The sequence below is a fragment of the uncultured Eubacterium sp. genome (assembly GCF_937958975.1).
Classification (GTDB): domain Bacteria; phylum Bacillota; class Clostridia; order Lachnospirales; family Lachnospiraceae; genus Eubacterium_G.
In genome coordinates this window covers 48,659-63,178 of the sequence record NZ_CALGRE010000027.1, presented here as the reverse complement: position 1 = coordinate 63,178, position 14,520 = coordinate 48,659, and the positions used below count along the sequence as shown (strand labels likewise).

General features: G+C 35.3%; 7 protein-coding genes. All 7 read right to left on the bottom strand.

Annotated elements, in window-relative coordinates:
• Positions 1 to 10: 10 nt before the first annotated feature.
• The 7 genes from Q5O86_RS04705 to Q5O86_RS04675 all read right to left on the bottom strand — a co-directional run bounded on the left by Q5O86_RS04705 (position 11) and on the right by Q5O86_RS04675 (position 14,461).
• Positions 11 to 985 (bottom strand): glycosyltransferase family A protein, encoded by a 975-nt coding sequence (locus Q5O86_RS04705; protein WP_302625994.1) that lies wholly within the window; start codon positions 983 to 985, stop codon positions 11 to 13.
• A 14-nt stretch (positions 986 to 999) separates the two neighbouring features.
• Positions 1,000 to 1,269, bottom strand: coding sequence for a PqqD family protein (locus tag Q5O86_RS04700; protein WP_302625993.1), 270 nt, complete (start codon positions 1,267 to 1,269; stop codon positions 1,000 to 1,002).
• A gap of 167 nt (positions 1,270 to 1,436) precedes the next feature.
• Positions 1,437 to 3,134, bottom strand: coding sequence for an ABC transporter ATP-binding protein (locus Q5O86_RS04695; protein ID WP_302625992.1), 1,698 nt, complete (start codon positions 3,132 to 3,134; stop codon positions 1,437 to 1,439).
• A gap of 183 nt (positions 3,135 to 3,317) precedes the next feature.
• Entirely contained in the window at positions 3,318 to 4,169 is an 852-nt protein-coding gene (locus Q5O86_RS04690; protein WP_302625991.1) for a DUF3737 family protein, read from the bottom strand.
• 218 nt (positions 4,170 to 4,387) lie between these two features.
• Entirely contained in the window at positions 4,388 to 5,155 is a 768-nt protein-coding gene (locus Q5O86_RS04685) for a Uma2 family endonuclease (RefSeq protein ID WP_302625990.1), read from the bottom strand.
• Positions 5,156 to 5,401: 246 nt separating this feature from the next.
• Positions 5,402 to 9,847, bottom strand: a complete 4,446-nt coding sequence (locus Q5O86_RS04680) for a glycosyl hydrolase (protein WP_302625989.1) — start codon at positions 9,845 to 9,847, stop codon at positions 5,402 to 5,404.
• A 279-nt stretch (positions 9,848 to 10,126) separates the two neighbouring features.
• Positions 10,127 to 14,461 carry a C1 family peptidase gene (locus Q5O86_RS04675; protein ID WP_302625988.1) on the bottom strand — a complete coding sequence of 1,445 codons (4,335 nt, stop codon included), beginning with the start codon at positions 14,459 to 14,461 and terminating at the stop codon, positions 10,127 to 10,129.
• Positions 14,462 to 14,520: the final 59 nt, after the last annotated feature.

Here is a 14,520-nt window from a genome sequence, read left to right as displayed (position 1 = left end):
TCTCTCCCTTTTATTTTGTCCACTGATACCTCATAAGATAAAACAATACGCCAAAAGGATATGCAATCAATGCTATCAATTTGTCGTCTGCCCTTTTGATGACATTTTTTTCTTTTATAATTTTTGCCACAGAAATATAACGAATATAATTGAAAAACCGTATTTTCGAATCCGTATCATCATTCAATCTCTGCTTTATATATGTCAGATAACCTTTGGGGTTTTCTTTAATTAATTTAGACATATTAAATGTATATCCCTCAAGCTGATATCTGTGTAAACATAATATCCGGTCTAGCACTGCAAAATTTCCATTTTTTTCAATTAAATCATATAAATATGCCTCTGGCACAAACTTTTCACCTTTAATATCAGGAAATTTATACCTAGAAAGAACCGACGTCCTAAGTATCAGCATTGCCTCACCTTTCAATCCATATTTTCTATATGCCTCTTTTAAAGTAGCCCTAACATACTCTTTTGTGATTTTCTCTTTTTCTATATAATAGTTATCCCCAAATGATTTCTCATAAGGTTTCTTGTCATGTCTTATTTTTATGTATCGGGGAAGTAGTTTGACGTTTAACCTTTTCTTGATATCCTTAAACTGAGCCTTTTTAGGGGATATAATTCCTATAATTTTAGTGTCATTTTTCATTCTCTCCCAACAAGTCAAAATAGTTTCTATTGTGTTTTTTGCAATATAGTCATTAGAGTCCAGACATACAAACAACTCCGTATCTGTCATTCGTACTGCTCTATTATGAGACATGGACTTTCCCACATTTTTCTGTTTTACATATTTAATTTCAATCTTTTTTTCTGCTATCCACTGCCTAACTACGGTTTCAGTATTATCTGTAGAACCATCATCAATAACAAGCCATATAAATTGTTTATTTGTCTGTTTTTTTAAAGAAGTATATAATCTCTCTAAAACTTTTTCCCTGTTATATGTAGGAGTGAATATTGTAATACTGTTCATAATCTCCTCCAGTGCTATTTTTGCTGAAGCAGACCCCCTTGTTTTAATTTATCGAGAAACTCTTTCATATCCTCAGACGCAGTCTGCTCATCAATGTCATATTCCTGAATGATTCTCTGTAACAATTCGTCCTGAGCCAAATCATCATATAGCTGTTCCCATATAAACTTACCGACTTCATTGACTGTAACCATTCCATTGAAATTAATAACTGCTTCACCAATAGGCACAATAATGTATTCATCTGCAATCTGCCTGACGACAAAATTCTTATTCACTTTCATTGCACCGCATCCTTTCTAATTTTCATTTTCCATATTGAGGCAAATTTAACTAAAAAGTCATCATAAAAGCCTTAGTTTAACGTTAAACCTACTAATTTATTCCAATATTACCACTCACCAAAATAAAAGTAAAGATTTTTAGCAAAAATAGTAAAATTGTAACATTTTTATTTTTTAATTTGTCTTAAAAAAGTTTTATCTATCTTATAAACGCTCTCACATATTTCTAATACGCTCGGTCTGTGTGTTGTAACAATACAGATTTTCTTATTGTCTTTTTTTATTATATTTCTTAAAACCCGCTCCTCAGTCTCTACATCTAATGCCGATGTAGCCTCGTCCAATAATATAATTGGAGCATTTTTTAATACCGCTCTGGCTATTGATATCCTCTGTGCCTGTCCTTCTGATAATCCCTGTCCATTTTCACCAATTATAGTATAAATCCCATCCGGAAGATTTTTGACAAATTCATATGCACATGCCGTTTCTAATGCATAAATGATTTCTTCATCTGTGGCATCATTTTTTACCATCCTCAAATTTGCCGCAATAGAATCTGCAAAAATGGTATTGCCCTGTGGAACATAAGAAAACAAATCTCTTGTAGCAGCAGATAACACACATTCATTACCAAACGAATCTCTCACCGTTGCTGCTCCCTTTTCAACATTTATCAATCCCAGTAAAATTCTCATTAATGTAGTCTTTCCCTCACCGGACGGACCCACAAAGGCTACAATACTCCCCGGATTCACACACAAATCAATATCCGATAATACTTTTTCCCCATCTTTATATGAAAAATTGACTTTTTTCATATTTACCTGCAAACCTTCACTGCTATTATATTTTATCTGCTCCGCTACTTCGGCGCTCTCTATACGCTCCGGTTTTATCTCTGATACGGACATAATTCTCCCTGCACTTGTTGTGGCAGAGATAGCCTGAGGAACAAGAGAAATCAGTGCAGAAAACGAAGTTGCCAGACTGCTTGATAACTGAATAAATAATGTAAGTGTTCCAAATATAATAGCACCTTTCCACAGTCTATATACCCCCCAGCCAAGACATGCATAAGATACTAACATCCCGGTAAAAGATAATATACTTGTGGCAGTAATTGAAACTTTATTATAATTCATTGTAAGATTTTTATATTTATTTTGTACTGTCCTCATTCCCTCTTCAAAAAAACTGACAATACCAAAAGACTTAATTGTCTGGATATTTTGGAACGATGTTTCCTGATATGTAACAACCTCACTGCTTATCTTCCGCAAATCCACACTATACTTTCTCATTCGTGATAAAAGAAATTCAGACATAACGATAGAAACCGGTGCGCTGAGTAATGCAATGACTGCCATTGTCGGGTCATAATAAAGTATAATTATCAATGCCCCTAAGAATTGTACTCCTTTTGTAAGAATATCCGGAAACCATCCTATCACACTGTCCGCAACAGCTTTTACATCCCCGGTCAATCTGTTTAATAAATCCCCACTCCTATACTCATATAGTGACTCCCAGTCAGCTTCCATAACCCGGTCATAGATTTCTGCCTGTATCTCATTATAAACTTTTGTGCTGATAAGCACAGTCGCTCTGTTAGCTGCTGCATTCATAAGAATATTCCCAGCTCCCATAGATAACATAAGTGTTACAACCCAGCCAATTGCTTTCGTATCATATCCGGTAACTGTATCTATCAGATATTTGCTCATAATACTTCCTGCCAGTCCCATTAAAGTTCCAACGATTCCTATAACACAATATAAAACTATGGCTCCCCAATACCGCTTGGCATATTTCATCATCCACGCTGCTTCTTTTCTTATCTCTTTCCAATTTAATTTTTTCACGCTTACCGGTTACTCCTATCTCCCAAAATTCTTATTTTTATGTCACTATTCTATATAACATAATATATTTTGATGTCACCAAAAGTCAACTGAAAACTAAATTACATATATTCTACAAAAAGCGGCTGAGTTTTCATACTCTGCCGCTTTATCAAACAAACGAATAACAATATCTAAAAATTTCTATGCACAACAACATTGATTTTGTTGCACAATCTCTCCTTTTGCTTCCTCAATATCCATAATAATTTTACCTACAGATGGCACATAAATATGCCCGGCCAATGGATTTTTAATACTTACAATAGGAACAGTCAAAGTCGCTTCTACCTCAGAACGTTCGAAACTCAAATCAGTATCTATCATTTCGCAATTAATTAAACGAAGTTTTTTGCAATAACAAAGGGGCTGTGTACCGATAATCTTGCAGTTTTCAAACGTAATATTTTCACTGTACCATGCCAGATATTCACCTTTTATGACACTATTTCTGACAATAATGTTTTTTGCGTGCCAGAAAGCATCTTTAGTGTCGAAAACACAATGCTCAAATACAGAATCTGTAATATATTGAAAAGAATACTTACCTTTCATTTGTACATTTTGAAAAGTCAAATGGTCGGAACGCATCATAAAATATTCGCTTTCTGCAGTGCAGTCGTTCATTTCGATATACTGTACTGACCAACCAAACTCCGGAGATATAATATCACAATCACTCATTTTAACATTTCTGCACTCACGCAATGCCTTAATTCCATGTAGTCTTGTATTAATAATTTCTATATCATGCGAATACCATAACGCTGCCCGACAGGCTTCTGTCATTTTGGATGAAGTTATTTTTAATCCATAATTATGCCAAAAAGGATAGCGGAGATTAAAAAAGCAATTTTCAATTGTAATCTCTTTTCCTTCCTTAAATGCACTCTCTCCATCAGATGGACCATCAAAATTACACTCTTTTACTATAAGCTCCTGTGCTCCATATAAAGCTCTTTCCTCATCAAATGATTTATTTGTAATTATTTTCATATGAACACCTCCTTCGAAGCATTTTATATTTGATTATATTTTATCAATCTTTGAAACGAATAACAAATGCTTATATCAAATACCCTGTCATGCTTTACAGTAATATTACTTATCAACAAAAATTCTTCCCTCTCTTAAAATTTTTTACATAACAAAAAAAGGGATTCTCGTATTAACACTAAAACGTCATACTCCAAGCCCCTTCTTTTATTGACTTTCTAGCTAAACTTTTCAATCCATTTTGTAATATGTTCAAATGAAATCTCTAATTCGCCATTAAAAATTCCCACAGGAATCAGTTTATCTAATCCACAAATCATCGGACAGTCCTCATTCTCAAAACAGAATATTAACAATTGCTTCTGATACGGATTTAAAATCCAATATTCCCGTACACCTGCATTCATATACTTATGCATTTTAATCGTATAATCTTTCTTCTTGGTGGAAGGAGATATTACCTCTAAAATAAAATCTGGTGCTCCATAAATTCTCCCATTTTTAATTTTGTCTTCATCACATAAAATAATAACATCCGGCTGAACCATCGTCTTTTCATCACAATCAAGCTGCACATCCAACGGAGCCATAAATGGAATACAATTACCATTATGCTCCAAAATAAAATTTGCAATTTGTCTATAGACCTCACCACCAATCATTTGATGTAAACCTGTAGGAGATGCCATATCATAAAAATAACCATCAATTAACTCAACACGTCGCTCATCCGGTAGCGCAAAATAGTCATCTACCGTATAAGTTCCCTGCGTATGTGTCATATATGTTGCTCCTTCTCGAACACACAGACTTTCTTCAACTTGAAATAATCTCTCCAACGCTTGCATTGTATCATATCTTGGATTTATTGTTTCTCCAGAAAATATCTTTTGAATCGTTCCCACCGGTATTCCCGACAAAATGGACATCTGTGAATAAGTATATCCTTTTTCCATTTTATGTCTTTTCAATTCTTCAACCGTCATATGCCACCTCCTGTTAAAATACACTGCATCGCCCAGTCATGAACAATACTAATCTGTAATAGTAATTCAATACTTCATATACTCATTATATACCCGTTTTTGGATATATTCAATATGTGTGTAACCGTTTTTTATTAATTTTACTGCTATCTAACCTTTTTTTAATATTTTCATCTTTTATTATAGTATCCGTACTTTAAACAAAGAAAAAGACCGAATATAATCCGGTCCTCTTCTTAATATTTTTTATTTTACAATTGATTGCTTCCAATCAAACTCTTTCATTTCAAAATCAGGATTAACAACTGTCAATATTTTATCATACAGATATGTGTGTCCGTCATATGTTGGCATTTTTCCACTATTATAAACATATTCCGCCACTTTATAAATGGAGCAGCACTTAACATCACTATAAGCATATGTACCGTCACTTAATTTTGCATATGCGCGCACCATCCATTCTGCGTTAAACTCTAATTTCGTTCCTGCAACAAATTTCATTGTCATTACATAAGTTGAAGCCGTGTCTGATTCTGAAACCTTTTCATTAAACTTTCCAATTTCAGCACGAAATGCTTTTACAAAAGCTGAATCTGATAAAATACTCATATCGTCTTTATCCGCATATTCTGACAGACCATATAATAGTCCCACTTCTGTGACTTCCTTATCATTTATGGTCGGCTCTATGGAATACACGGTTCTGAGTCCACCACATGTTGCACTTACCTGAAATCCGTTTATTTCAATATCCGGCGTTGTTTTTATAGTCGTTTCTTCTTCCGTGGTTTCCTCCTGTGTCTCTTTTTCTGTTGTTTCTTCCGGTGTCTCTTTTTCTGTTGTCTCCTCCGGTGTTTCTTTTTCTGTTGTCTCTTCCGGTGTTTCTTCTTCTGTTGTCTCTTCCGGTGTTTCTTCTTCTGTTGTCTCAATTTCTCCACCGGTAACTACGACATCCGCACTCACACCTTTTGACTCAATACCATTCAACACTGCAGTTATTCTAACATTATGTGTCCCTGCACTGGCCGGAATATTGCGTCCAATGCATCCAACAGATTCCAATCTCTTACCATGAGTATCAACTGCAATTTCACCATCAATATATATATTATATCTCTGACCTAAATTAATCTGTTCATTACTCTGTCCCCATACAACCCAGATAAGTCCCGGTTCTTTAGATGTAATTACCTGACCAAATACTTCCAAAGGAATATCTTCTGCGTTTGTTTGCTCCTCCGTAGATATTTCCGGTGTCTGCGATTCATCTGATGTATTCTTTTCGTCCGTTGGATTCTCCGCTGTTGTTATCGGTTCTGTACTTGTCGGCTCGTCACCGGCATAACCTGCACCAATTTTTCCATATCCGTAACTTGTTTTATATCCACCTTTACTATCATATCTGATAAAGTAAAATACAATATATTTCCCACTATTTGACTTAAATTTCTCTGTCCTTGTCCAACCGCTGGAATTTCTGTCAAGTCCCCATGAAACAAATCCATTTTCTGCTTTTTTCTCTGCCAGTTCTGCTGCTTCACTTTCTGTCTGTACTATTTTATAAAGAACATTCACAGCACTATATCCCGAATCTCCAATAATAGTAAATGTTCCTTTGGTGTCAGCATCAAATGTAAGATATACATCTTCGTTAATAAGAATTGTTCCCTTTGGAATCCACTTTGCATACAATGTCAGATTTCCATTTGTTTTTTCAGTAATCGATGGAATTTTTGTATCATAAACCTCATCAGCATACCAACCATAAAAATCGTATCCATTGCGGGTAGGCGAATCTAATGTATAAGTCTCACCGTAGATATAAGATTCCGGATATAGTGTAGCATTCGTTTTTTGTCCGCCATTTAATTCATAAGAAATATTATATGTATTTCTAGTATAATAAACTTTTAATACCAGAGAATTATCACTATTTACATTTCCTGACAATTGATTATTCACATTTGCTGTGTCAAAAGAATATCCTACAAACTCTTTTTTCTTTGCTGTCAACAAAGCTCCGGCATCAGCATATTGAATCGCCGAATCTATCATATGATAATCGTCTGAATTTAAATCTTTTACATAATACTCTATGGTATAAGAAGGTTTTCCAATATTCTTAGAGTTGAATAATGTCATTCCATTTGGTGTTGCTTTAACCTGAATAGCTTTTCCTGTACTGTCTCTAAACGTTACATTTTTTGTTGTATTATCCGGATTATATACTGCATAAGTATACTCACCATTCTTTTTAAATACACTTGAAAACGTACTATCACTCGTAAAGGATATATCCGGTGTTCCATAATCTATAAGAGATTGAATATAATGATATGTATGCGCTTTGGATTCGCCATCATTTACAACCTTTTTCGTCCAGACATCATTCATCGCTGCTTCCGGGTCTGCAAGCGCATAATAAGACGCCCACATATCATTCCACCCTCCGGTACTTCCTATTTCACCACTCTGTGGATTCTTTGCCAGTTCTGATGTCTTGTCATAATTATAAAATTTCTTAACATAATCTGCTCCACCATCTAATAAGTAGAACGACCACGACTGCATCGGACAAATCTGTATTCCCTGAGTACAATTTTGTCCAAACCATGTAGAATAATCAACCTTTCCACCCCACACCATAGATGCCATAAGTGGCTGATATTTTGACTGTTCTATTTTATATATATCCTGGTCAATGTCAAACCAGTAATTGTCTGCTGCTGCCACTTCTGTGGTATACAGATAAATTCCCATGTCTCTGATTCTGGTATCCCCAGTCAATTCACCATAAAGAATTATTCCTGCCCATGCATTAATTGCTTCAGAAGTAGATTCCTGATTATTTCCTGTACGCTCATCCTCATAACCGGAAGCCCATGAATGTCCCTCGTAAGGTGAAAAACTTCTAAGATACGGATATGCATTTCCACAATCTGCAACACTATCTGCATTATCTCTGTATGGACATGCAATATCATATATCAACTGCTTTACTACATCTTTATATTGATTCAGCCATTCCTTATCCCATAGACCAACACAAGCGGCTGACTGAATGAAATATCCATAATGGAAATGATGGTCGTTAAACTGATCTACCGCATTAAATGATGTAGGAAATCCGAGAAGGACACCAACACCCTCTCCAAGATAAGTAAAATAGTTTCCATCCTTTGGTCCTGAATAAGTAAACCATTCTTCCAGATTCGCCTTAAGCCCGTCTAATACCTTATCAGCACTTTTTTCATCTCCCAGCGTCTTCGCTGCCGCAACGACCTGCGCTGCCCTATTAAGTTTCTTTCCATGATAATATGTCTCATTTCCCTGGTCATTTGCAAGCGTCCAATCACCGGAACCAGACATATGTTGATTCATAAACTCATCCACATAACTCTGAAGCTGTTTTCTTCCTGCTGAGTTATCTTCTAACAAAGATGGCATATATGGAAGAATACCTTTGTATTTCATTTTTGTTGTATAAGAGGAACCCTTCATAAATTTCATTCTTCCCCTTACAGTAACTGCGTCATTTGTCATATAGGAATAACCGCTCATATTTTTATACTGATGTGGCAAAATCCCCATAATGGTTCCATCTGCTGTACTCTCCGCCTTTCTCTCAACAGTATACTTATATGTTGTAGAAATTTCTCCCTGCTTTTCATTATATGAATAATCAGCCCTCGTATCTGTTATAAAATTAAACGCATACGGTCTGTATTCCTTTGCAAGATTCACTGCCGCATCATCATTATGGGATGCGCTTTCATCAATCCAGGCAAATGAAAGATATGTTTTATCGGATGGGAGTGTAATCTTGAGTTTTCCAATCCTGTCATTATGTGTTTTATCCTCTGTTCCTAAATGTTCTATATTAGCTCCTTCCGGTAAAAATAACGCATAATATTGATATGTAAGCCCCGGATAACCATTTACTGAACTGGTAATGTCATTTGTTCTAAAAACTACCATCTTGCTTCCATTGTAAACACCTTCAAAAATAGTATCACTTGGAAACGTTACTCTGAGTTTTTCTATATACATAATATTTGTGTTTTTAAGCTCTAAATATGTAAAAGGACTTCCCTGAGTCATTATTGTCTTCATCTGCTGTGAACTATTTGATGGATTTTTTGTAATTGCCTCATAGGACCAGTCTGTAATTTCATCAATATTTGTCTCATTACTTTTCCAATCCGGAGCAAATTTAAAATCACACAATGTATCATTATCCTTGATATTATATGCACTAATGTTCGTTGCACTGGAAGTCATTGATGGTTTTGTTATTCTAAGCCCATCTTTTTTCATAAGATAAGACAGAGGAAATGCGTAAGCCGTACCTGTCAATGCCTCTGTCGCATCTGTAGCCTTATCCCCTTCAAGGTCCCACAACCAGTTACTTGCCCAGTCATTCGTGTCTAATGCCTGATGTTTTTTGTTATAATCTTCTGTAGTAAATCGGTATGTTCCCTGAGTGTTTGCCCTTGGAAGCTTTGCCGCTTCAGAAGATGTCGTTCCTGTTCCAATACTACCTGCTCCAAGCTTTGTAATCGGCAAATTGTCTGCATTTACCGTTTTCATAAACATATTACTGTTTATGTTTGGTAAAGTTAAAGTGGCTAGCATTGCCACACTTAATGTAACCGATGCAATTTTTGCAAAAATACTCTTTTTTATCATTTGTTCCTCCTTTTAGAAATACTTTTTTCACATCTCTTTTCTTCTATTCTCTTTTACATTTTTCACAAAAAAACCGCACGAAAACTTTGTTTTCTTGGTTATATTACAACAAAAACATTTTTATTTCAATACACTTTTTGTATGTTTTTTATAAATCAACTTAACCTTATTAAGTTTAACTTACACATTTTACACTAATAAACATAAATTTTATTTAAAAAAACAAGGAGCTGCACACTATATTATTTAGTGATACAACTCCTTTTATAACCCTAATTTCTAACTTTCACGAGATTTTACAACTACACGAATAAAACCTGTATCGACCTCCTCACTGGTATGCGGGTCTACAATTGTTGCCTGAACATAATATGTTCCTTCCTGCTGAAATTGATAATTGACCTCGGTTCCCATAAAATAACTTCCATGATATATCATTCCATTCAATCCATAAACATGTAATTTTATCATCGCACTGCTTACATTAGAAACATCTGCACTAAATTCCACCATACCTCCTTTAAAAATTTCATCTGTAGATGCATCAAAACTACCCAATTGAATACGCTTTTCCGGCTCAGCGACATTCACTGTAATTGTTTTTTTATTATTCTTTGCCTTATTACCACATATCTCATCCGGAAAAGCATTATCATCATTGACACTTACCGTAAATGTATAGGTTCCACTCTCCGTTAAAGTAATAATGCCATCATCATTTACTCCGCCTTTATTAGAATTAAGCCGAGTGCTTTGCCCTGCTGCCAGACCTGTACGGTTTTTAAACTGGTCATTATAGAGTATTACCGGATTTTTGCCTGCAATCTGATACGTTATTTTCATCAATGTATTATCCCTTGCTTTTGCATTTCCCACATTTTTAATCATTGCCTGTAATCTGATACGGTCTCCCGGTTTCAAATTTCCTCCATTGTATGCTGTATCCACATTAACATATCTAATATCGGTCACTGCTAAATCATATCCATCTGTCTGTGTAACAATAATCCTAATTTTTTCTGTCCTCTTAATCTCACCGGTCGTTAAATCTTCTATCACTGCCTGCACATCATATGTGCCAGGGTCTTCAAATATAAGTTTTCTTGACAAACTATAATCAATTCCCTTTTTTTCATACAAAGTTCCATCTTCATTGTAGATTTCGTATCTGTTATGAGACATATGTAAAAGCTCGCAATCAATTGTAAATGTTACACTATCACCCTGACTGATTTCCTTCCCGTTTGCAGTAAATTTATTAATTGTAATGCTACTTGGTTCTACAACCTTAATTGTCATACTATTTTTATTATTTTTTGCTGTATTGCCGCAAATTTCGTCAGGAAACCTATTGTCATCATTTACGCTGACCGTCAAAGTATAGGTTCCCGCCTTGCTAAATATGTAACTTCCGTCGTTATTTTCTCCACCTTTATTACTCTGAAAAGCGCCAACATATCCAGCCTGTAGATATGTCATCAAAGTATTATTGTCATAGCTCAATGTAACATCCGTATCTTTTCCCTGAATACGGAAGTTTACAATTAAACCTCCATTTTCATTTACTGTCTGCGTTCCCACATTCTTTATCACAGAATAGAATTTAAACGGTTCTCCGACAACGACTTGTCCATTAATCTCATTTGTGTCTTGATTCTGATAACCAATTGTTCCCACTGCCAAATCATATCCATTTGCTGCGTCTACTGTCACTGCAATTCTTGAAGTGATACCTTTTTCTCCATCAAATGTCTCAACAATTGTTGCCTGCACATAAAAAGTCCCAACCTCTTCAAAACAATAATCTCTATCCATTCCATACTGGTACCCAATACTATCATACAAATCACCACTTTCCGTATAAATATCTAATTTCGTTCTTAATGCAGAAATTACAGGATATGAAATTATAGCAAAATTTACTATCTCTCCCTGCAATACACTTGTTTTATCCGCTTCAAACTCTTCCACCGTATTCATACTCTCCTTAGGGTAAACCTGGAAAGTTATCGTCTGTTTATTATTATTCGCTGTATAACCACCCAGCTCTCCTGATATCTCATTCGTATCATTTACCCACGCAGTAAGTGTATAAGTTCCCGGTTCTGTAAATGTATAACTTCCATCTCCATTCTGTCCTCCGGCTTTTGCACTTAAAATTTTACTTTCACCAGCCTTAATACCTATTTTTCCTGAATACTCATCATTCCACATTTTATTTATTATGTCGTTTTCAATCTGAAAACTAATTCTCAATTTTTCATTATCCGGTGCATTTATCTCTCCTACATTTTTTACCCTTGCTCTTGGATAAATAGAATCTCCCACATAAACTTTTCCTTTAGTACCCGAATCACTCAAATTATAAGATAAAGAGTTTACCTCAAAGTCATAGCCCGTCTCTTTATCCTTAACATAAATCCGAACATATTGAGTTGTTTTCACTTCTTCTCCGGTATTCACATCTTTTATTGTGGCAAAAACATAATAAAGACCTGTTGTATTAAACTGGTAAGACATCTGTGTGCCATCCATATAATCACTGCGATACAAATACATTCCTTTTGAATTGCTAATATCAAATTTAGTCTGTACAGTATTACCATATTTCAGAGTTATATTAAATGTTACGGTATCACCGTATTGTATTTCTTCATCGGATGCCGTAAATGATGTCACCTTAATTCCACCTTCTTGTGGCAATACCTGTATTGTAATTGTTTTCTTATTGTTCTCTGCCGCATTTCCTCCATATTCTTCCGTCAATATATTATTATAATTTGCCCACGCTGTAACACTGTAGGTTCCTGTCTCAGAAAACGTAATAACTCCTGCTTCTTCTCCGCTCACTGCCGGAACCGATAACCAGTCAGCCACACCAAGCTCCGATTGAATAAATTTACCACTATTCCAAACTGTCTTTTCGTCACTGGTAAATAAAACACTAAATTTTTGATTTTCTTTTATTTTCGTATCGCCAACATTTTTGATTTTAGATTCAAACCGAATCCTATCCCCTGGCTCAATCCTGCCATTTTCCTCTCCTGTTTCGAGATTAACATAAGAGATATCTGTCACCTGTAAATCATACCCCTGCGCATTTGAATTACACTCAAGTTCTATCTTATTCCCATTAATGGTCTGAGGATATGATGCATCAAATTGATACTCTTTTTCTATATTGTAATCTACAATTTTTACATCTTTCACTACTGTTCTATAGGAATTATCCGTTGTTTCTGAAAATTCGACATTCCATACATAATTACCAAATGTGTCTGAAGTCAGTCCCGGAACTACCGTATCCAAATCCATTGTCATTGTTCCGTCTGCCATACCTTCTGTCCCATCAAAAGATAAATTTCTCGAATCAGAATTACCATCTTCAATATAATATGGAGTTGCTTCATTGGTATATATCTGACCCGACTCAATATCTGTTGCCATAACACTTATTTTTAATTCCTTTCTGGAATTTGTATTTAATGTATATTCCAGTTTGATATCTGAGTCACTATTATAATCTGTAACGGTAATGACTGAAAAATCATATAATCCGCAGCTATATGTCCATGTCGGAGAAGCCATATGGGTTTCCCCTGTAACCTGAGACTTAATATTGATTGCGTCGTATGCAAACCAACAAAATCCATCGTTCCCCCAATTATCTCCCCATGAATTTGCAATTTTAAATGCTCCTTTTTCTGCCTCCTGTACCTGACCGTCACCATTAATATCAACCCAAATATTGTCATCATATCCCACAATTGTCATTCTATGACATCCTTGTTGCCCTAAGATATCTGTTATAATCATTTCTCCGGCATGTGGGCTGTTTTGTCCAAGAGTTTCTTCCTTTCTACTACTTATATATGTAGTTATACAAACCACTTGCCCCATGTTTAGCATACTTTTTATAATATTTAATTTAGAATCTTTTGGTGAACTTATCTCGTTACCGCTATTTCCAAGATTTTTACCAAAAAAATAATACTTTTTTAACCGATAATTATCTGCCTTATTCCAGTTTTCTTTTGTAGGAAACCATGTCTTTGGATTTCTACTATACTCTGTGCCCGACCATGGAATTGTTCCCTTATGCTGTAATAACGAATAAAGCCTCGCCGGATTAGCACCACTATTTCCATTATTATTTGCAATAAGGTTATATGGATATATCGGTGATAATGTACTTTCCGTTGTCGCTGCACGATTCATTTTCCGATTCATTTCATATGTAAACTGATAATAGGTCTGTGCAAAAGACGTACATGCACCCAATCCCCCTTGGTTGGTTATCTCCGGAAAATATTCACTGGTACTCAAATCAATAGAACCATACAGTTCTTCCTCTAATCCTGCTCCCGGAACCGGAGGCTCGTCCAATTCTCCCTCTTTCTCCAGAATATCATAATACTCTTCCAGCGAATTGATTTTCATATCGTCACTAATCTTTGACAGGTCTTCCGGAATTGCTCCTGTTGCATACACTTCTTCCGGGGGAGCATCTCCCGAATCCTCATTTGCTCTTACAGGCTGATATGTTATCGTCCCTAAAACCATTGTAATTGACAACATCATTGCCATCCATCTCTTTGTTGATTTTCTCATCATACTACCTCCTTCATAAAAATTTTTCCCTCCAAAAAGATATAAAAATTATACCATTTTTT